We start from the raw sequence: 19,618 nt of genomic DNA on the forward strand, positions 1-19,618 counted from the left end.
CATGTACGGTTTTGTATGGGAGGGGAGTGAAGCGATTCACTTCTCGACCCCTAATAATTTATTGAACGAGATACTATTGGTTCCGTGTAATTCATTACACGGTGGGGAAGTAGCGAAGATACAATCTTTTAATAACTAATTATATGAACCTAATATAAGCCATTACTCATTATCCATTGTCAATTGATAATTTCCCTCACTCAGCCACGCTAAATCGATTAAAGCCTGAAAAATAGCCACAGCAACATCATTACCACCTTTGGCGCTATCAATGCGAATATGGGGTAAAAAAGACTGACTGAGACGGGAATTAATAATTTCTTTGCGCACCAAACCGCTATGGGTGGCAATGACTAAACTAGGTTGAAAAATGGCAGATTTTTCCGTTAACTCAAGGATAGAAACCAGCGCCCGTTGACTCTGCCCGATGATATAAATAGCTTGAGGATAACCTTTGATTAAATTAACTAAAAGATTATTTTTTTGAGAAGCAAGAGGAGAGACGATTTCCTCAAAAGCATAAACTAAATTACCAAAAGTATGATGTAATAAGGGTGTAAGAGCTGATTGAATAATTGGACTATCTACGACAATGGGGGTGCGCGCTAAAAGCGCCCCCAACCCAGCCAGTAGCGGTTGACGAGAAAAAGCAATGATATGGCGATAATCCAAATCTCCGGTAGCATAAATAACTCGACGAATTACCTCATACTGAGCTGGAGAATAATCATTTCGACTAATTTTACGATCAATCGCTCTGAAATTTTGCGCCGTCAACCAATTCCAATCCATGGGGATACCTAACACTTAAACAGAATTATAAACGCTTATCACGGTCACGGCGACGACGATCTCGCCATTCAAGGGTAGTTAAATAAAGAATACCACCACTGACGAGGACGAGGAGCGCTAAGGCTACCAAGAATAAAATATTAACAACTGGTGTAGATTCCACCATCTAAAAACCTTTGCGCCCCCATACTACCATAGCGATAGACCATGTAAATAACGAAAGTACGCCCACCCAACCTAAAGTAAGAATATCCATTTTAATAAACCTTTGACAAATTATTTTTAATTAACTGCAAATACTATATTATCTCAAATTAGCCCTCGATTATTTTTTGTGCGAGGGTAATATTACGAAATTTTGAGGCTTGTTTTTCCATTTTTTCCGCTAAATGATTACAAACCAGATGAGACAACTCAAAAATTAAATTCTCTTCAATATAATAATAGGCTGATGTTCCCTCCGGGCGCCGATTAATAATTCCAGCTTGTAGCATAATTTTTAGATGCTTAGAAACATTGGCTTGACTGGTTTTAGTCAACTCAACTAACTCCTGCACACACTTTTCTCCCTCCCCCAAGAGATTAAGAATCTGTAAACGCATGGGATTACTTAAAATATTAAAGTATTCTGCTACCTGTTCTAACACCTCAGGAGGCACGGAATTTAAGACCATCATTAATTTTTCTCAAGACTATTATTTAACGTATCTTATCGTTAGTTGGTTATTTATCAGAAAAATTATTAGCATTGCTTAACTTAAATATTGTGTTTCATTAGTTTTTTGGTTGGGGTGGAGGGCGCTTTTAACAGTTAGTAATATTTGTCAATGGTTTGAGTAATCTTTCTTTCCATAACTTTAGCCATTTTTTGCCAAGAAAAAAATTTAGCTTGTTTTACTCCAGCTTTTATTAAGTTATCTCTAATTTCACTATTTTCTAATTTTAGTAATGCTTCTATCATGTCGTTAATATCATTATCCTCAACATAAATTACCGCTTCTCCTCCCACTTCAGAAAGAGAAGCATTACGAGTAGTAATAACTGGGCAACCACAAGCCATCGCCTCTAAAACAGGCATTCCAAAACCTTCATATTTAGAGGGATAAACCAGCGCCCTTGCCCCACCATAAGCGAGTCGTAATTCATTATCACTGAGGTTTAAAGAGTGAAAAGTACAACCATAAGTATATTGTCGCCATTCATTAGGTAAATTATTTCCAGCGCCCGTTGACACTATATCAAAATCAGTTTTATTAAGCAATTTTGCAAAGGCTTTGAGAAAAAGCAGAGAATTTTTATAACCAAATAAACTACCTAATAAAAAATAAGGTTTTTGAATCCCATATTTAGCTTTAAAATCACTTATTTCTGATTCAGAGCTAGGATAAAATGAAGAACTAACACCACAATAAGCTATCTTAATTGAGTCTAAAGATATTTGTGGAAAAAATTTATTTAAATCTTTTGCAGTATGTTGAGAAATAGCAATAAATCCAGAGGCATGATTAATTGCTCGATGTTTTTCCTGCCACATTTGTTCTTTTAAATCATAGCCTAAAACTTCTGGAATCAGATCATAAGCAATAAAAAGAGAGGGAGTATTTAAAGGAGTTGTATAGTAACTAGAAATAAATAAATCCGCTTTTTCTTCATCACAAATCCTCTGTAATAATTGTCGATCTTTTTCTACATTATCATAACTATAGGGAGGAATATTTCGATAAGAAATACCTTTAATTTTTGGTGCAGTATTATCACGATCTAATACTAGAATATATTGAGCAAAATCAGTTTTAGCCCACTCTTTTAATAAACTACTCCATACTCTAGCAATACCTGTTTGATATAATTGAAAAAATACTGCATCAATAATTACTTTATAAGATTTTTTTGTTAAATTTTTACTAACATAATCATTCCAGATTTGCTGATAAGCATTTTCGAGGGAATTAGTAATTAATTTACCATCAGTAAGAGGAGAAATTAACATTTTCTGCCGTAAATTTGCCCTAGCATTACTCAATAAATTAATATTTTTTGTTAAATTAATTGCCGTATTAACATACTCCTCTGGTGTCTTAGCAATCAATTTTGATAAACCAACGGCAGATAACAAACTCACCCCTACCCTTGACACATGATGTTTTCCAGAAAGCGTCACTACCGGCGCCCCCATCCATAGCAGGGCGTTTTCAAAGTCGGCATCAAAATTGATTTGTTTTTGACAAGAAGACAGGTTGACAGGGAGACAGGAGGATTTTTTACTATTAATTGATTTATTGGTAGTTAAAAACCTCTGAATTTCAGATTATTGGCTAGTTTGAGAAACTAACATTTTTGAGAATGAAAACGCCCTGCATCCATAGCGCCTCACAGGTTGTTGTGGTACCATGATAAGGGTAAGTATCAAGGGCAATATCGATATTTTCGTAATAGGCAAGGTGGTTTTGATTGTCGGGAATTTTACTAACTAATCTGACTCTTTCGGCATTGATACCGTTTTCCTTGAATATTTCTAACCAATATTGGTGAGTTTCTTTATCGATATGATAATTAGTTTTGAGGATTAAGCGAGAATTTTCGACATTATTTAAAATTTTGCTCCAATATTGAATTAGGGGCGGATTTATTTTGGCAAAATTGTTAAATGAACCAAAAGTAATATATTTGTTCTGTAATGCTGGTAACTCTGAAACGGGGGGAGAGTTGTCAGGGGGATGATAACAGAGAAAGTGAGGTAATCTGATTAAATTTTCGCTGTGTAAGTGTTCGGTTTTGCCTTTTGGATCGGTATAATTATCAACAATGCGATAATCTATACTTTTTAATCCTGTGGTGTTAGGATAACCGATGTAATTTACTTGTATTGGGGCAGGTTTTCTACTAAATAATAACAGGCGGTGGGCGCTGGTGTGTCCTGATAAGTCAATTAATATATCGATTTCGTCTTTTTGTATCTGTTGATAAACTTCCTCATCTTCTAACTCATGTATGTCTCGCCATCCATCCACTAAGCTACGGAGACGAATTGTCGTGTCGTCTTCTTTTTCGTTATTGTAGTAGCAAAATACCTCAAATTGTTCTCGATTGTAGTTAATAAAAATTTCTTCGATGAAAAAGGCTACAGAGTGATGACGAAAATCTCCTGAGACATAACCGAGACGAATTTTTTTATCTGCTTGAGGATGGTTAGTATAAGTACTATTTTTGTTATATAAGGGTATTTCGTATAATTCTGACCATTTTTGATGCTGTTGATAAATATATTCTGGGGTGTATTCTGGGCTATAATTAAGACTGAAAATGTAATTACTGCGCGCGTAGAGAAATTCTGGATCGATGGTGAAGGCTTGTTGATATGATTGTAATACTTCCTCCGTTTTACCTTGAGATAGTAAGATGTTACCTAGGGCAAAATGGGTTTCTTTTCTCGTTGGTTCAAAATCCAGCGCCCTCCGATAGTATTCTATAGCTTGGTTAAACTTGCCTTGTTTACTGAGAATATTACCTAAATTGTTTAAGGCTTCGGGATAATTAGCTTTAATGTTGATGGCTTGGTGGTAGGCGCTGACGGCTTCGGTGAGTTTGTCTTGTTTTTGTAAGGCTAAACCGAGATGATAATAGGCATCGGCAGAATGGGGATTTAATTCCAGCGCCCTTCCACTGGTTTCTTCTGCTAAAATAAAGTTTTCAATTTCTAGGTAAGCATTGGCTAAATTAATTAAGGTTAAAGGTTGTTGAGAATTAATTGTTAAAGATTTTTGGAAACATTCAATAGCTTTTTGATGGTGTTTTTGTTTGCCATATACTACCCCTAAATCATTATATCCTGTGGGATTTTTGCTGTTATTTTGAGTAAAAATTTCTAAGTATTTAATACTTAAATCTAACTCATTTTGTAAACCTAATAATACTCCTAAATTTTGATAAACTTCCCACCATTGTGGTGCTAATTCAATGGTTTTTTGATAAAATTCTATGGCTTTCGATAAGTTATTTTGATCTTGATAAACATTAGCTAAATTTTTGTAAAAAATAGCTTGATTTGGTTGACATTCAATGGCTTTTGTGACATGCAATTCTGCTGATTTAAAGTCTTTTTGTTGAGCGTAAATAATACCTAATAAGTGTAAAACATCAGGATGTTTTGAATTTATTTTTAGTAGTTGTTCAAAAATACATTTAGACTCCGCTAACTGTCCATTTTGTAGTGCATCAATGGCAGTTTGTAATTGTTGATTAAAAGTATCGCTAACTTGAGATGAATTATTAATGGAAGTGGAGTTACTAAAACCTTTTTTTTGTTTCCCTTTTTTTTTCATTGAACCTCAATTTTTATGTTTTAAATTATAGATATTTTATCTTTTCAGATCAATATATAAGATTTTTATTTTCATACCTTGATTTAGCAACGCCAGAAATTTTATAGTTCATTATTTAAGCATTCCAAATTGTACTTAAATCTAAAGTAAAATCTGGTAAAACATCTTCCCCACTGAGACTAAGAGGTGACATTAAAACTTCTTTTTTTTGTCCTTGACGATAAATTTCTACTTCTTTTTTATCAGGGTTAATTAACCAGCCTAATTTAACTCCATTATCTTCATATTCTGCCATTTTTTCTTGCAAATTAAGCAATTTGTCAGAAATTGATTTTAATTCAATCACGAAATCGGGCGCTAAAGGAACAAATTTTTCTTGTTCTTTTAAACTTAATTGATTCCACCTTTTTATCGTGACAAAAGAAGCATCAGGAGAGCGATTAGCACCGTTAGGCAACTTAAATCCGCCTGAAGAATCAAATATTTTGCCTAATTTTTTAACTCGATTCCACGCAGTTAACTGATAGATTAAATCAGCATTACGATTACTTGTTATTCCTCCTGTGGGTGGCATAATAATTAGGTCTCCTTGAAAATTTCTTTCAAATCTTAAATCTTTGTGTTTTTGGCACAATTCAAAAAATTGCTCATCACTTAAAGGTATTTCTAAGGCGAGGGGCGCTGATAAATAAACCATCTTTTTGCCACGATTAAAGTATTTTTTGGTTGCTTTTTATCATAACATGGACAAAAAAAAGGGCGGATTAAATCCACCCTTTTTCTTATTTATTGACTAACTGACGTTACGCACTGATTCAAATGTTAAGTTAAGTGAGGTTTCAGGTAGCAGGTAGCAGGTTTCAGGTTTAAAACCCTCAATAGACTCTTGTACAAGAAAAAGAAATAGATCAATAAACATAAGTTTCTTGTCAATTCTTTAACCTAACACCGCGACACCCGACACCTGACACCAACAACTAATTCTATTTTGGCGTAACATCAGTTACTGAGATGTGACTTATACAGCAACGGCTTTTTTCGCAGATAATTCACCTTTAGCATATTTAGCAGCAAAATCATCTAAGCTAATTTGTTTAATTTTACTAGCATTGCCAGCAGTCCAGAACTGTTGATAACGATCCAAACATACTTGTTTCATATACTTCATGGAAGGCTTGAGGAAGTGACGAGGATCGAAGTTAGAAGGGTCTTTGGCGGCTGCTTCACGGATAGCGGCGGTAATGGCTAAACGGTTATCAGTGTCAATGTTAACTTTGCGCACACCACTCTTAATACCTTTTTGGATTTCTTCTACTGGTACACCGTAGGTTTCAGGGATGTTACCACCATATTGGTTAATCATATCTAACCATTCTTGAGGTACGGAAGAAGAACCGTGCATTACTAAGTGGGTGTTAGGTAATTTAGCGTGAATTTCTTCGATACGGCTAATGGCAAGGATTTCACCAGTGGGCTTACGAGTAAACTTGTATGCACCGTGGCTAGTACCGATGGCAACTGCTAAAGCATCAACTTGAGTACGTTCCACAAATTCTACTGCTTCATCAGGATCGGTTAAGAGTTGAGAGTGGTCGAGTTTACCGTCAAAACCATGACCGTCTTCTGCTTCTCCCATACCAGTTTCTAAAGAGCCTAAACAGCCTAATTCACCTTCAACACTAGCTCCGACGGAGTGCGCTACTTTGACCACTTCGGCGGTAACGTTAACGTTATATTCGAAAGTTGCAGGGGTTTTGGCATCTTCCCCTAAAGAACCATCCATCATAACGCTGGTAAAACCGTTACGAATAGCAGAGTAGCAGGTAGCAGGGCTATTACCATGATCTTGGTGCATAGCGATGGGAATATGAGGGTAGGTTTCTGCGGCAGCGAGGATTAAGTGACGTAAGAAGTTTTCCCCGGCGTAGGTACGGGCGCCCCTGGATGCTTGTAAGATAACTGGACTATCGGCTTCATTGGCCGCATCCATGATGGAGAGAATTTGCTCAAGGTTGTTGACGTTGAAAGCTGGAATCCCGTAACCGTTTTCGGCTGCGTGATCTAATAGAAGTCTCATAGGTACTAAAGCCATAAAATGCCTCCGTTAACGTTTTTTTAATAGTATTTTATTTTTTTCTATGTTAAGCATCTTAACTCATTATGGTTTTATCTTTAGATATTTTTTTACATTTTCTATTTTTTCTTAATCACTTGACGAAATATATTCGAGTTGCTGAATCAAAAAATATTGAATTACCAATGAACTTGACTGAGAACGTATTTAAGACAGTCATAGTCATTTTTTAGTAAAATACTGAGGGTGCGTCCGGCTTTGATTAACCAAGCTCGATCTCCCCCTCTAATGCGATAAACTTCCCTTAAAGTGGCGGCTGTTAGGGATTCGATGGGAATATTACTGACTTGTAAAAGGATTCTTAGAAAATCGGGGTTTTCAGCAAAATGGCTAATTTCTTCGTTAGTACAACTGAATACCCCTTGATGTATTTGTGGAGGGCGCGGTGGTAAGTATTGAAATATGCGCCCCAATGGGGGATTTTGACCGTTTTGCCCTTGATTAGCTGTTTCAAAGCCTACGATGGTGGCTCGAAATTCAGTTTTAAGCATGGCAAAAATTTGCGGTTGTTGTTGTTTTAATTCCGTAAGGGATAATCCCAGCGCCCTTGCCCGATGTATAGAGTCGATGGGCGCTGTCGTAACATTGGTGACAATAGCGAAAATTTTGTTTCCTGATTCTTCGTCAATAGATTTCACCCAACTACCGAAGGGAGGCATGACGGGAAAACTTAATTCTTCTGGTTCTAAACATTGTGCTAAAAATTCTGTAGTGGCTGTTTCAATTACTTCGCCGATGTGATTTGTTGTCATTTATTTTCTTTGAATGTTGATATGTTTCCCCTTCGGAATAATCGACTAATATCAAGTTCGGATAATCACTTATAAAACAAAGTCTGTCTTTTGAGTTTTCAGCAGATATTTAATTGTAACTGTTTAAGCGAACCTGATATAATTGCACTTTTTCAAACCACTCATCAGTTAATTCGGGAATATCAGAATAGTCAATGTCTTCATCAGGCATCGCCATAATTTCTTTCATTCTCTCTTCTGTCATTGGTGGAATTTCACTTATGTTAACTGTAATAATCGTCATATTTTAACGTCTCTTTCTTGTTTGATTTACAAGCAGAGACGATTTAGATATTTTTCACCTCATTTTCTCCGCATAAATTATAATAAAATGCACTGCTAAATTGTTTTTTCCTATTTCAATATATAATTTTTAATCCTTTTTCAAATTTTTCAAACAGGTTCTTAGTTGCATACCAACTATCCATCAATACTGTTTTTAAAAGGATTTGCTTATTATAAACAGCATTATTTAACATTTCTTCTACATAATCTAACTTACTTTTGCCATCGCCATCTTTATCATAAATACGATAATCTATTAGCCCAAATTGTCCTGTGTTTATATTGACGTTGATGATATTTTCTAAAACTAATAATCTAAAACTAATAAGTTGTTATCTTGAATTTTACATTGACTTGCCCCTCTCCACTTAAGAGGAGAAATCTCACCAGTATTTTGATATTGTTTTAATAATCTTTTGAACAAAACTGTTTGCCACGGCGAATCTTTGTCCTAATGTTCTGATCAAGACTTTATTTTGTAAATAAACATCAATTATTTTTTGTCTAAAATCAATAGAGTATGATTTTACCCTTTTTTCATCCTTCTCGCTCGGACAGTGAAAAAAAAGGGTTATTTGATAAAAGTTTTGATTTATTCAGCAAACCCTAATTAATAATTTCAGGAAAACAAGCGCCCGTCACCGTAGCCAGAGAAAGTAATTGGGTATCAAAAACAGCACAAAGTAAATTAGCATTAGTAAAATCAGCGCCCATCACCACGGCACCGAGTAAATTAGCCTCTTCTAAATCACTGTCAGAAAAATCAGCGCCCCTCAAATTAGTATTAGTCAAATCAGCAAAAGAAAGAAAAGCACCCTTCAAACTAGCGCCCCTCAAATCAGCGCCCCTCAAATCCCCCGAAGACAAATCCAACTTAGTCAAAATTGCCCCTCCCAAAAAAGCGCCCGCAAAACTAGCATTTTTTACATCGCAATCGAGAAGAATTGCCCCACGCAAATCAGCACCATGTAAATCAGCATTAGTTAAATCAGCGCCCGTCAAATCAGCACCACGCAAATTACAACGTAAAATAGCATTATGTAAACTAGCCCCACTGAGATTAACACCCATCAAATTACTCCCTGAAAAATCAACATTATCCAGTGTTGCGCCACCTAAATCTTGACCACAGAGATTAATATTAGTTAAATCTAAGTGTTTTCCAGCCCTAATTTCCGAAATATTTAACATTATTTATAATGAATAATTGATAATGGACAACGGATAATTGATAATGGATAATGGACAATTAATTACCTTCCAGTGTCATTTGTCTTTACCATTAATTAATCAATTAGAAAATATTACCCCCCTCTCCTGTGGCAGGGCGTTTTCATTCTCAAAAATGTTAGTTTCTCAAACTAGCCAATAATCTGAAATTCAGAGGTTTTTAACTACCAATAAATCAATTAATAGTAAAAAATCCTCCTGTCTCCCTGTCAACCTGTCTTCTTGTCAAAAACAAATCAATTTTGATCTTGACTTTGAAAACGCCCTGCTCCTGTGGGAGAGGGGTTGGGGGTGAGGGTAAAGTATGTTGATACCGACTTTGTAAATCTCCCTCTGATTCCCCGTGCCATTAAGCAATAGTTCTAATCTTTTGAAAATAGTTACTTAATTGTAAATCATGATCATGAGCTAAATTACCTCGAGGTAAATCATCCACCAAAAAAGCCCTAGCCTCAAAAATTTCTAAACTATCAGTAACATCAATCATGCCCACCGCCTCCACCTCCAGAGTAACCGAAATAGAATGTAAACGAGGATCACGGCGATAACCAGAGTAAACCCCCGATAAATCCCGGAAATTGACTAAATCTAGCCCTGTTTCCTCTTTTAGCTCACGTTTTGCCGTTTCCGGCACCGTATTGCCCCAATCCACCATTCCTCCCGGTAAACTCCATTTACCGCTATCTCGGCGCTTTACCAAAACAATCCTACCATCAGGTAACACAGGAATTAGAGTAACCCCCAACACAGGATGACGAAAAATCACCTTTAAAACCGTCGAAATAAAGCGCCCAGTACGTTTCATGATAACTTGCTAAAATTTAGCTTTAAGATTAGCAATAGCCTGTTTTACCTGCTCAAAACCAGTACCACCATAGCTATTACGGGCTTTTACCACCTGTTGAGGGGCAATAGCGTCATAAATATCCGCTTCAAAAGCAGGATGTAACTGTTGCCACTCCTCTAGGGTTAAATCCTTCAATAGTTTACCAGCGCCCAAGCTCGTTTTCACCACCTTACCTACCAAATTATAAGCCTCTCGGAAAGGCACACCTTTAGAAGCAAGATAATCAGCCACATCGGTAGCATTGGAAAAGTCTTCTTGCACCGCTTCAGCGAGGCGAGTGGTACGAAATTCTAATCCTTCAGCTAATAAAATAGTCAGCGCTTGTAAGCTACCCTTGACGGTTTTCACCGCATCAAAAATGCCCTCTTTATCTTCCTGTAAGTCTTTATTATAAGCAAGGGGCAAACCTTTCATGATGGTTAAAAGTGCTTGTAAATGTCCAAACACTCGCCCGGTTTTACCCCTGACTAACTCAGGAATATCAGGATTTTTCTTTTGGGGCATAATACTTGATCCAGTAGAGCAGTTATCCTTGAGGATAATAAAGCTAAATTCTTGAGATGCCCATAGAATTAATTCTTCACTCATACGGCTTAAATGTACCATAATCAAGCTACAAGCACAAAGAAATTCAATGGCAAAATCCCGATCACTTACCCCGTCTAAACTATTTTCGTACACTGACTCAAAACCCAATAATTCTGCCGTATAATGACGATCAATAGGGAAAGTAGTCCCTGCTAAAGCACCACACCCTAATGGTGAGGTATTCGTGCGCTGGTAAATTTGTCCTAATCTTTCCCAATCCCTTTGCGCCATTTGACCATAAGCCATAAGATGATGGGCTAAACTCAGGGGTTGAGCGCGCTGTAAATGGGTATAACCAGGAATTAAAGTTTCTACATGATTTTCAGCGTGGTTAAGCAAAGTCAACTGCCACTGACGAAGTAAAGAGCGAATTTCCTCGATTTCTGCCCTTAAATACAGACGAACATCTGTACCAACTTGATCATTACGAGACCTTCCCGTGTGTAGTTTTTTGCCCACAGCGCCCACCAACTCAGTTAAGCGCTTTTCTACTGCGAAATGGACATCCTCATCTGCTATGCCCGGATTAAAATTGCCAGCGCGATACTCTGCCCTAATTTGTTCTAAGCCATTAACGAGAGTTTCCCCTTCTTCCAAGGGAATAATCCCAGTTTTTGCCAACATCTTAGCATGGGCAACGGAGCCAGTGAGGTCATATTCAATTAATTGAATATCAAAGCCAATACTCGCATTAAAAATCGCAATGGTTGGATTTAATGCTGTCTCAAAACGATCACTCCAAGTTTTTTTTTCAGTCACAATAACCAGAAATTAAAGATACAATTTTAGTATAAAACCCTATCCTCATATATCAGAATAATCCCTGTTTAAGTTAGCATTCCTTGATAAAAGGGCAAGGGGCAAAGGTAAATTTCAAGATAACTTGAACTACCATTAAAGTTATTTACGTTCAAAAAGATGAAGTTTTAAACAATCAGTTAAGTTAGCAAAGCTACAACAACTCTTAAAACTTCGTAAACCCCGCAAATAGATAGCCTAAAAATAAACCAATTAATAAAGCCCAAACTTGCCCACTCTCAATAAAATTATTCCAAGCTGTGGTCATTTGACCAAGAATATCAGGGTCTTCAATTTGAGCTAATAAATCAAGAGGTAAAAAAAACCATAAATCCATAACTAATAACTCTAATAAATTCAGATATAGATTAATTTAACCTAAAAATTCATTTCTGGAACAAATTAAATTAATTGATAATGAACCATGGATAATTGATAATGGGTTGAACATTGTTCAACCCCTACGAATTTTTGCCTCTTTCTACCCTTACGGAGTAATATAAAAAGCAATCTCGAATAAATCCCTAGCGCCCGTCATCCCTTGTCCTAAAAATAAAAGTAAAGCCAGACAATTAAGTATAATGTGAACATTACGCCATTTCAAAGACTTATCTTTGTGAATGTCATCGATAATTGCTATGGAAAATATCATTAATAAAGCTACCAAAACACCATAATAATAATGTGACCAGTACCACTCATTAGTACGGCGAAAAACCCCATCTTGACAACCCAAAAGCACTATCCCCATGCCACTTAAAGTAGCAAAAATCCCTCGCCATAATGACTTTTTAGCTAGAAATAAAAAAATAAAGGCAGTAATAGTAAAGATAAAAATTAAGGCAATAAATATTAACTGAAATAAATTCGTTGACCAAAGCTGATTGGGAACAATATTTTTAGCAATAATTGGTCTAATTAAACCTACTAAAGTAACAATAACTACGGCAGTAGAAAGTTTTTTGCCAATTTCTACATGGTTTTTACCCACTAAAGGAGGAATCTTACTTTTATCTCCTGCTTTAATAGTTAATCTTCTTTGTCTGGTTTCCCATGCAAAATAACTAACAATTCCAATCAAAGGAAATACACCGATGATAACTAAAATCGGATGAATTAGAGTAGTAAAATGTTCAAAAGTCATGTTTAGTTTAATCCTTGCTTTTTTTAATAAAAAAAATATTATTGTTTGATGAATAGAATTTAGAATATTATCTTTATTTCTGAAAATAATAGATTTATACAAATACTTAAAAATCAGATTACTATTTGATTCTGAAAAACTGATGAAAATTAACTTAATCTTAGGCTATACTTTAGCAAATTTCTGCATCTTCAAATAATTTTCGATAAAATATGAGATTGAGAATTATTAGCAATTATTAACCATGTTAAATCAGGAGAAAAAGGATAGTTTAACCATAACATTAGCTAGATGGTGGCAAAAAATGCCTATTTACTCATGGTATACGGTTTTAATCATCGTTGCTTTGCTGATTAGTTTACCAATTCTAGCCATTGTCGGCAGTATTTTTAGCGATAGTGGCGAAATTTGGCAACATTTAGTAGAAACTGTTTTAACTGACTATATTGTCAATTCCTTAATTCTGATGGCGGGGGTATCCATCGGGGTGTTAATTATTGGGGTGGGGTGCGCTTGGTTGGTGACGATGTGCGAGTTTCAAGGGGCTTTGTGGCTAGAATGTTTATCCCTCATGCCTTTAGCAGCGCCCTCCTACCTTTTAGCATACACCTATACTAATATGCTCAGTTATTTTGGTCCGGTGCAAATATGGCTACGGAATATTTTTGGATGGCAGAGTGTTGATGATTATTGGTTTCCTGATATTCGCAATATTGGGGGCGCTATTGTCATGTTAGTTTTAGTGTTGTATCCCTACGTTTATTTGTTGGCAAGGGTAGCGTTTTTAGAGCAGTCAGTATGCACCCTCGAAGCTAGTCGCTCTCTAGGTTATAATCCTTGGCAGAGTTTTTTTAAGGTGGCGCTTCCCCTCGCGCGCCCCGGTATTATCGCTGGTTTAGCCTTGGCGTTGATGGAAACTTTGAATGATTTTGGCACGGTGCAGTTTTTTGGGGTTAATACCTTCACCACGGGAATTTATCGCACTTGGATTGGTATGGGAGAAAGGGAGGCTTCCGCACAGTTGGCTTGTTTATTGATGTTGTTTATTCTCTCATTGATTTTACTAGAAAGATGGTCACGGGCGCTGGCAAAATACTATGAAACCAGTAGTCAACAAAAATTACCCCGTTATCAGTTAAATTGGTGGCGCGGTAGTTTGGCGTTTTTGTTTTGTGCCGTGCCTCTTTTTGCTGGTTTTGTCATACCCACTATTTATCTTCTCAGTTTAACCATCCGTAATTATCAGGTGACATTAAACGATCAATTTTGGGACTTAACTAAAAACAGTTTGATTTTAGCGGTGATTTCTGCTTTAATTGCCGTTATCATCGCCCTAGTGATGGCTTATGGCGAAAGATTATTACCCCGTTTTGCCATCAAAACCAGTATTAGGATAGCATCTCTTGGTTATGCTATTCCCGGTTCTGTCATTGCGGTGGGAGTATTGATTCCCCTCGGTAGGTTTGATAATGGGGTGGATGGTTTTATGAGGACAAATTTTGATATATCAACAGGATTAATTTTAAGTGGTACGACGGGCGCCCTTATCTATGCTTATATCGTCAGGTTTTTGGCAGTTTCTTTCAATACTCTTGAATCTAGTTTGGGTAAAATTAAGCCTAGTTTAGATGATGCTTCCCGCAGTCTCGGTTATGGCACTGTGCAAACCTTACTCAAGATTCATTTGCCCTTGATGGGGGGCGCTATTTTCACCGCCACGATGTTGGTATTTGTAGATGTGATGAAAGAATTACCCGCTACTTTGGTGATGCGCCCTTTCAACTTTGACACCCTAGCGGTGAGGGTATATCAATATGCTTCCGATGAAAGATTAATCGAGGCTTCAGCGCCCTCCCTCGCCATCATTATCGCTGGAATTATCCCCGTTATCTTCTTGAGTTATCGCATTGCTAAATCTCGTCATCGCTGAGTTTGTTTGTTTAGTGGAGCAGAAATACAGATTTTTTGGCGGAAAAAGATTATTTTTAGCACTTTTTTAGAGTTTGATTATGCTTAAAACCTTTGTTTTAAAAGGGTTTTAATTTATTCAGCAAAACCTATCCATTACGAATTTACTCACCATGTAATTCATCACATGGCTAATAAGATTACGTTCAATAAATTGAACTGGCATGATTTACCTTTGCCCTTTTGACAAAATTTTGATTTTCAATCAAAATGGTAATCCTCCATTATTTTTTCAACCGAAGAATCTTTTGGCTAACATCTAATCCCGTCAGATAAGCTCCATGTACTGTAGCTGGATAATCTATGGGTTGAGGAATAGAGAAACAAGCGACGATTAATCATTTTGATTCGTGTGTGACTGTGAATATGGCATATTTTCCAGCGCCCTCCGCGCAATTTTAGTAACGTAAACGGTGACGGCAACAGTGGCGATAAAACCCATAATGCGAATCGCCCATTGTAATGTGGGATTACTGGGGGTTTCACTGCCGAGAGTGGCGAGACTACCTGCCAATGAGCCGATATAAACATACATAATAGTACCCGGAATCATGCCCACTGAGCCGAGAAAGTAATCTTTGAGAGAAACTCCTGTAACTCCATAGGCGTAGTTGAGAAGATTAAAGGGAAAAACGGGGGATAAACGAGTTAACAAAACGATTTTGAATCCTTCACGCCCTACCCCTTCATCGATAGCTTTAAACTTTTGATTGCCGTCAATTTTTTTGGCAATCCAATCCCTTGCTACATAGCGCCCGATTAAAAATGCTAAAGTGGCGCCCATGGTGGCACCGATAAAGACGTAAATTGAACCCAACACAACGCCGAATACCACACCTCCTCCCAGTGTCACCACGGAACCGGGCAAAAAAGCCACGGTGGCAATGATGTAGAGTAGGATAAATACTAGCGCTCCCAGCGCCCCTAATCCTTCAATCCATTGTAAGGCATCAATTAACCATTGTTGGGGATTAAAGCCCTCTGTTTGAGCTAAACTCGGTGATATAGTCACGAAAAAAGAGACAACTGTTAAAAACATAATTTGTGGTAGGCGGGGAAATTTTTGCCAAGATTTGAATATTGAGAATGGGGTGGAGGGCGCTGGTTTCATTATTTAATTACAATAGTTTTATCTTTACCCTTTGATATTAATTAATTCATAAAAATTTAACGTTAAAAATAAGTAAATTTTTCCTGAGAAAAAATTTAAAAGGCAAGAGAAAACTGGTAAAGGTTGAAGGGCGCTAGGGTAAATAATCTATGTCCAATAATTGTGCGAGGGTATAAGGGCAATTTGTCGGAAAAATATTAATAGATAAACAGGTTTTTCTGATAACATATCCCAGCGCCCGATCATAAATATTATCTAATTTACTAATTAAATGATTATGCAAGTTAGTGGTTAGTTTGTGATTAAGCTGATCTCGAAAACTGTAGATTTCCCCTTCCCAATGATTAGCATTTCTTTCTCTCTCATCATGCCAATATTGATACATTAATAAATGTCGGATAATTTGTTGTAATAAACTTTCTACCGCATTTTTTCTTTCTTTACCCAAATCTTCTAATTCCTCAATTAAATTTTCTAAATCAATTTCATGAAACATTTTGGCTTTGAGCAATTTAATGTTTTCTTCTAACCATTGATAGTCGTCAAGTTCATATAATTGGCTTAGTTTATCGGCAACTGTCATAAATTTTTTCTTTAATAAGTTGGGTAACTTAATTATAGATTTTATTTTCGTTCAAGCTATGACAACAAAGCAAGGCAAGAGGTAATATGAAGTAATTTACCCACCGTGTAATTCATTACACGGAACCAATAGTATTCCGTTCAATAAATTGAACTAAGATATTGATTACTAATTTGTAAGTGATCGCGCAGCGGCAGCCTTCGGCTGATCATCCGAACTTGATATAACAAGAGAATGGTAAAACCTCATCATTATCCATCATCCATTGTCAATTTGCCTTTATTTCTTAGGCGTAGTTTTCTTGCGAGTAGTGGTTTTTTTTGCCGTAGTTTTTCTCGTGGTAGCTTTCTTTTTAGTAGCAGGTTTTTTGTCAGTTAAAAGTAACAAAGCCTTATCTAAACTCATGCTTTCCACTGTCTCCCCTTCTGGTAATTTTACATTGGTTTTACCATGCTTGAAATAAACCCCATAAGGACCTTCATAAATATTGATCGGTTCGTTATCTTCAGGGTGATTACCTAACTCTCGAAGGGGTTTTTTGGTGCTTCCAGCGCCCCTCCCCCGACCTCGTTTCGGTTGTGCTAAAAGTTCCAGCGCTCGTGCTAAGGTTATAGTAAGTAAATCATCTTCTTTTTTGAGAGAGCGATAATCTTTACCTTCTGTGCCTTGATCATGGACCACATAAGCACCAAAGCGCCCTAAACTAGCTTTGATGGGTTTCCCCGTGTCGGGATGCTCTCCTAAAGTGCGCGGTAAAGCGAGGTAAGCTAAAGCAAGATCAAGATCAATGTCTTCTAATTCTGTGCCTTTGGGGAAAGAAGCGGTTTTCGGTTTTTTCGCCTTACCTTCGGGGGTATCTCCTAACTGCACATAAGGACCATAAGTACCAATTAAAAGGTAAATAGGCTTTTCTGATTCGGGATGATGACCCAATACCTTTGGACCTTCTACCTTTTGTTTTAATAATAATTCTACTTGATCCGCATCGAGATCGGCAGGGGTTAACTCCAGAGGAATGGAAGATTTGACCACTTCATCTCCTCTCGTATCTTCTAAATATGCCCCAAAGCGCCCGATTTTTACTTGCACGTCAAGGTTTTCCAACTCAATGGCTTTGGCGGAGGATGAATCGATTTCTGTCTCTCTGGTTAAAACTTGCTGTTGTAATCCAGTTGCTCCCAAATAAAATTTTTGCAGATAAGGCAACCATTGTTGTTCGCCTGTGGCAATGTCGTCCAAACTTTGTTCCATTTTCGAGGTAAATTTGGTATCAACTAACTCTTCAAAATTTTTCTCCAATAGACTCACCACAGCAAAAGCAGTAAAAGTGGGAATTAAAGCCTTAGCGCGTAACTGCGCATAACCTCGATCAATAATCGTGCTGATAATACTGGCGTAGGTTGACGGGCGCCCGACGCCTTCACTCTCCAACATTTTGACTAGCGATGCCTCGGTGAAGCGCGCTGGAGGTTGAGTTTCGTGGCTTACTTCTTCTAATTTTTTACAATCTGGGTGATCGCCTTTTTTTAACGAAGGTAAAATCACCTCTTGATTTTCCAAAGCGGCTTCTGGATCGTCTGAGCCTTCCACATAAGCCCGGAAAAACCCTGCAAAATCAATCCTTTTGCCACTGGAGCGGAAAATAGCATCTTCTACCCCCATACTAACCATGATTTGAGTGAGGCGCGCTTCTGCCATCTGAGAGGCTACCGTGCGCTTCCAAATGAGATCATATAAAGCTAATTCCCGATCTCTTAACCCTGTTTCTTTTGGTAAACGGAAACTACTACCGGCTGGGCGAATGGCTTCGTGCGCTTCTTGAGCGCCCTTACTCTTGGTTTTATACTGTCGAGGTTGAGGGCTTAAATATTCTTTACCGTACATTTGTTCTACACAGCTACGCGCTGCTGCAATGGCTTGGGCGCTGAGATGCACTGAGTCGGTTCTCATGTAGGTGATATAGCCGTTTTCGTACAAACTTTGGGCGATGCGCATGGTGTCTTTTGCCCCGAAGCCTAACTTTCGGTTTGCTTCCTGTTGTAACGTAGAAGTGGTAAAGGGAGGGGAAGGTTTGCGAGTAGTGGGTTTTTCCTCCGTTTCCGTCACAGTCCACATTTTACCTTCTAAACGTTGGCGCAATGTCACCGCTTCTTCTTCATTTAAAACTAAGACTTTTTTCCCTTTACTTAGTTTTCCTGTGGTGGGATCAAAATCGCTTCCTGTTGCCAGTTTTTGACCGTTTAAGCTGTATATTTTTGCCTCGAAGTTACTTTTTTCAAAATTTAGTAACGCTTTCAAATCCCAGTATCGGGCGCTGTTAAACGCTCTTCGTTCTCTTTCCCTTTGCACCAAAAGCCTTACTGCCACGGATTGCACTCTACCGGCAGATAATCCCCTTGCAATTTTTTTCCACAACAAAGGGGAGAGGGTATAACCCACCAAGCGATCCAAAATACGGCGCGTTTCCTGTGCATGAACTAAATTTTCGTCAATATCACGACAATTATTTAAAGCGCTTTGGATAGCTTCTTTGGTAATTTCATGAAAAACCATCCTTTTAATAGGTACTTTTGGTTTAAGTAGCTGTAGTAAATGCCAACTAATGCTTTCTCCTTCTCTGTCTTCGTCTGTTGCCAAGATTAACTCATCAGCATCTTTAAGGAGTGTTTTTAATTGTTTAACGGTTTTATTTTTAGTTTTCGGCACGACATATATGGGTTCAAAATTTTGATCCACGTTCACCCCCAACCTTGCCCAGTCAAACTGTTTATATTGTGCCGGGATTTCTTCTGCTGAGGAGGGTAAATCTCGGATATGACCCATAGACGCTTCCACAATATAATCTTTGGGTAGATAATTGCGGATGGTTTTGGCTTTGGTGGGGGATTCGACAATGACAAGAGTTGACATAGACAATATCGTGATAAAATCTTTAGGTGGCTACTATACCGTTATTCATATTATTACCACAGTCAGCAAAAAAAATCTTTTTTTATTGAAGAATAAAGGGTTTAAAATACCGTTT

Annotated in this window: 20 protein-coding genes; 2 read left to right on the forward strand and 18 right to left on the reverse strand. The window is 37.4% G+C overall.

What is annotated here, in order from left to right; all coding sequences use genetic code 11:
• Nucleotides 1-162: 162 nt before the first annotated feature.
• The 11 genes from IGQ45_06770 to IGQ45_06820 form a co-directional block, all read right to left on the reverse strand.
• Nucleotides 163-792, reverse strand: a complete 630-nt coding sequence (locus IGQ45_06770; protein ID MBF2056915.1) for a precorrin-8X methylmutase — start codon at nucleotides 790-792, stop codon at nucleotides 163-165.
• 25 nt (nucleotides 793-817) lie between these two features.
• Complete coding sequence (locus tag IGQ45_06775) at nucleotides 818-958, reverse strand: hypothetical protein (protein ID MBF2056916.1); 141 nt, start codon at nucleotides 956-958, stop codon at nucleotides 818-820.
• Nucleotides 959-1,048, reverse strand: a complete 90-nt coding sequence (gene petN / locus IGQ45_06780; GenBank protein ID MBF2056917.1) for a cytochrome b6-f complex subunit PetN — start codon at nucleotides 1,046-1,048, stop codon at nucleotides 959-961.
• A gap of 58 nt (nucleotides 1,049-1,106) precedes the next feature.
• Nucleotides 1,107-1,469, reverse strand: coding sequence for a winged helix-turn-helix transcriptional regulator (locus IGQ45_06785; GenBank protein ID MBF2056918.1), 363 nt, complete (start codon nucleotides 1,467-1,469; stop codon nucleotides 1,107-1,109).
• A 134-nt stretch (nucleotides 1,470-1,603) separates the two neighbouring features.
• Nucleotides 1,604-2,782 (reverse strand): glycosyltransferase family 4 protein, encoded by a 1,179-nt coding sequence (locus IGQ45_06790; GenBank protein ID MBF2056919.1) that lies wholly within the window; start codon nucleotides 2,780-2,782, stop codon nucleotides 1,604-1,606.
• 325 nt (nucleotides 2,783-3,107) lie between these two features.
• Nucleotides 3,108-5,114 carry a tetratricopeptide repeat protein gene (locus tag IGQ45_06795; protein MBF2056920.1) on the reverse strand — a complete coding sequence of 669 codons (2,007 nt, stop codon included), beginning with the start codon at nucleotides 5,112-5,114 and terminating at the stop codon, nucleotides 3,108-3,110.
• A gap of 115 nt (nucleotides 5,115-5,229) precedes the next feature.
• On the reverse strand, nucleotides 5,230-5,811 hold the full coding sequence (locus tag IGQ45_06800; protein ID MBF2056921.1) for a Uma2 family endonuclease: 582 nt from the start codon (nucleotides 5,809-5,811) through the stop codon (nucleotides 5,230-5,232).
• Nucleotides 5,812-6,132: 321 nt separating this feature from the next.
• Nucleotides 6,133-7,206: a fructose-bisphosphate aldolase class II gene (gene fba, locus IGQ45_06805; GenBank protein MBF2056922.1), complete on the reverse strand. Its 1,074-nt coding sequence runs from the start codon at nucleotides 7,204-7,206 to the stop codon at nucleotides 6,133-6,135.
• 161 nt (nucleotides 7,207-7,367) lie between these two features.
• Nucleotides 7,368-8,000 carry a hypothetical protein gene (locus tag IGQ45_06810; protein ID MBF2056923.1) on the reverse strand — a complete coding sequence of 211 codons (633 nt, stop codon included), beginning with the start codon at nucleotides 7,998-8,000 and terminating at the stop codon, nucleotides 7,368-7,370.
• Nucleotides 8,001-8,109: 109 nt separating this feature from the next.
• A complete protein-coding gene (locus IGQ45_06815; GenBank protein ID MBF2056924.1) occupies nucleotides 8,110-8,283 on the reverse strand; it encodes a hypothetical protein in 174 nt (57 codons plus the stop codon).
• A 647-nt stretch (nucleotides 8,284-8,930) separates the two neighbouring features.
• A complete protein-coding gene (locus tag IGQ45_06820) occupies nucleotides 8,931-9,515 on the reverse strand; it encodes a pentapeptide repeat-containing protein (GenBank protein ID MBF2056925.1) in 585 nt (194 codons plus the stop codon).
• Nucleotides 9,516-9,558: 43 nt separating this feature from the next.
• Between IGQ45_06820 and IGQ45_06825 the strand changes: the two genes are divergently transcribed.
• A complete protein-coding gene (locus IGQ45_06825) occupies nucleotides 9,559-9,696 on the forward strand; it encodes a hypothetical protein (protein ID MBF2056926.1) in 138 nt (45 codons plus the stop codon).
• 207 nt (nucleotides 9,697-9,903) lie between these two features.
• Here IGQ45_06825 and IGQ45_06830 read toward each other — a convergent pair whose 3' ends face one another.
• From IGQ45_06830 to IGQ45_06845, 4 genes are all read right to left on the reverse strand, one after another.
• Nucleotides 9,904-10,359 carry an NUDIX hydrolase gene (locus tag IGQ45_06830; GenBank protein ID MBF2056927.1) on the reverse strand — a complete coding sequence of 152 codons (456 nt, stop codon included), beginning with the start codon at nucleotides 10,357-10,359 and terminating at the stop codon, nucleotides 9,904-9,906.
• A 9-nt stretch (nucleotides 10,360-10,368) separates the two neighbouring features.
• Nucleotides 10,369-11,748, reverse strand: coding sequence for an argininosuccinate lyase (argH, locus tag IGQ45_06835; GenBank protein ID MBF2056928.1), 1,380 nt, complete (start codon nucleotides 11,746-11,748; stop codon nucleotides 10,369-10,371).
• A 205-nt stretch (nucleotides 11,749-11,953) separates the two neighbouring features.
• Complete coding sequence (locus IGQ45_06840; GenBank protein ID MBF2056929.1) at nucleotides 11,954-12,124, reverse strand: hypothetical protein; 171 nt, start codon at nucleotides 12,122-12,124, stop codon at nucleotides 11,954-11,956.
• A gap of 150 nt (nucleotides 12,125-12,274) precedes the next feature.
• Entirely contained in the window at nucleotides 12,275-12,931 is a 657-nt protein-coding gene (locus IGQ45_06845) for a DUF4079 domain-containing protein (protein ID MBF2056930.1), read from the reverse strand.
• Between the two features lie 244 nt (nucleotides 12,932-13,175).
• Between IGQ45_06845 and IGQ45_06850 the strand changes: the two genes are divergently transcribed.
• A complete protein-coding gene (locus tag IGQ45_06850) occupies nucleotides 13,176-14,861 on the forward strand; it encodes an iron ABC transporter permease (protein ID MBF2056931.1) in 1,686 nt (561 codons plus the stop codon).
• 372 nt (nucleotides 14,862-15,233) lie between these two features.
• Here IGQ45_06850 and IGQ45_06855 read toward each other — a convergent pair whose 3' ends face one another.
• The 3 genes from IGQ45_06855 to topA form a co-directional block, all read right to left on the reverse strand.
• Nucleotides 15,234-16,010 (reverse strand): TVP38/TMEM64 family protein, encoded by a 777-nt coding sequence (locus IGQ45_06855; GenBank protein ID MBF2056932.1) that lies wholly within the window; start codon nucleotides 16,008-16,010, stop codon nucleotides 15,234-15,236.
• Between the two features lie 133 nt (nucleotides 16,011-16,143).
• Nucleotides 16,144-16,593 (reverse strand): DUF29 domain-containing protein, encoded by a 450-nt coding sequence (locus IGQ45_06860; GenBank protein MBF2056933.1) that lies wholly within the window; start codon nucleotides 16,591-16,593, stop codon nucleotides 16,144-16,146.
• Between the two features lie 279 nt (nucleotides 16,594-16,872).
• Entirely contained in the window at nucleotides 16,873-19,503 is a 2,631-nt protein-coding gene (topA, locus tag IGQ45_06865) for a type I DNA topoisomerase (protein ID MBF2056934.1), read from the reverse strand.
• Nucleotides 19,504-19,618: the final 115 nt, after the last annotated feature.

Origin of the sequence: Cyanobacterium sp. T60_A2020_053 (assembly GCA_015272165.1) — a bacterium.
In the GTDB taxonomy this organism is placed as follows: Bacteria; Cyanobacteriota; Cyanobacteriia; order Cyanobacteriales; family Cyanobacteriaceae; genus Cyanobacterium.

Excerpts from the sequence above, each read along its gene's own strand:
- IGQ45_06770 (MBF2056915.1), bottom strand. The coding sequence starts at position 792 with ATGGATTGGAATTGGTTGACGGCGCAAAATTTCAGAGCGATTGATCGT.
- IGQ45_06775 (MBF2056916.1), bottom strand. The coding sequence starts at position 958 with ATGGTGGAATCTACACCAGTTGTTAATATTTTATTCTTGGTAGCCTTA.
- petN (MBF2056917.1), bottom strand. The coding sequence starts at position 1,048 with ATGGATATTCTTACTTTAGGTTGGGTGGGCGTACTTTCGTTATTTACA.
- IGQ45_06785 (MBF2056918.1), bottom strand. The coding sequence starts at position 1,469 with ATGATGGTCTTAAATTCCGTGCCTCCTGAGGTGTTAGAACAGGTAGCA.
- IGQ45_06790 (MBF2056919.1), bottom strand. The coding sequence starts at position 2,782 with ATGTTAATTTCTCCTCTTACTGATGGTAAATTAATTACTAATTCCCTC.
- IGQ45_06795 (MBF2056920.1), bottom strand. The coding sequence starts at position 5,114 with ATGAAAAAAAAAGGGAAACAAAAAAAAGGTTTTAGTAACTCCACTTCC.
- IGQ45_06800 (MBF2056921.1), bottom strand. The coding sequence starts at position 5,811 with ATGGTTTATTTATCAGCGCCCCTCGCCTTAGAAATACCTTTAAGTGAT.
- fba (MBF2056922.1), bottom strand. The coding sequence starts at position 7,206 with ATGGCTTTAGTACCTATGAGACTTCTATTAGATCACGCAGCCGAAAAC.
- IGQ45_06810 (MBF2056923.1), bottom strand. The coding sequence starts at position 8,000 with ATGACAACAAATCACATCGGCGAAGTAATTGAAACAGCCACTACAGAA.
- IGQ45_06815 (MBF2056924.1), bottom strand. The coding sequence starts at position 8,283 with ATGACGATTATTACAGTTAACATAAGTGAAATTCCACCAATGACAGAA.
- IGQ45_06820 (MBF2056925.1), bottom strand. The coding sequence starts at position 9,515 with ATGTTAAATATTTCGGAAATTAGGGCTGGAAAACACTTAGATTTAACT.
- IGQ45_06825 (MBF2056926.1), top strand. The coding sequence starts at position 9,559 with ATGGATAATGGACAATTAATTACCTTCCAGTGTCATTTGTCTTTACCA.
- IGQ45_06830 (MBF2056927.1), bottom strand. The coding sequence starts at position 10,359 with ATGAAACGTACTGGGCGCTTTATTTCGACGGTTTTAAAGGTGATTTTT.
- IGQ45_06840 (MBF2056929.1), bottom strand. The coding sequence starts at position 12,124 with ATGGATTTATGGTTTTTTTTACCTCTTGATTTATTAGCTCAAATTGAA.
- IGQ45_06845 (MBF2056930.1), bottom strand. The coding sequence starts at position 12,931 with ATGACTTTTGAACATTTTACTACTCTAATTCATCCGATTTTAGTTATC.
- IGQ45_06850 (MBF2056931.1), top strand. The coding sequence starts at position 13,176 with ATGTTAAATCAGGAGAAAAAGGATAGTTTAACCATAACATTAGCTAGA.
- IGQ45_06855 (MBF2056932.1), bottom strand. The coding sequence starts at position 16,010 with ATGAAACCAGCGCCCTCCACCCCATTCTCAATATTCAAATCTTGGCAA.
- IGQ45_06860 (MBF2056933.1), bottom strand. The coding sequence starts at position 16,593 with ATGACAGTTGCCGATAAACTAAGCCAATTATATGAACTTGACGACTAT.
- topA (MBF2056934.1), bottom strand. The coding sequence starts at position 19,503 with ATGTCAACTCTTGTCATTGTCGAATCCCCCACCAAAGCCAAAACCATC.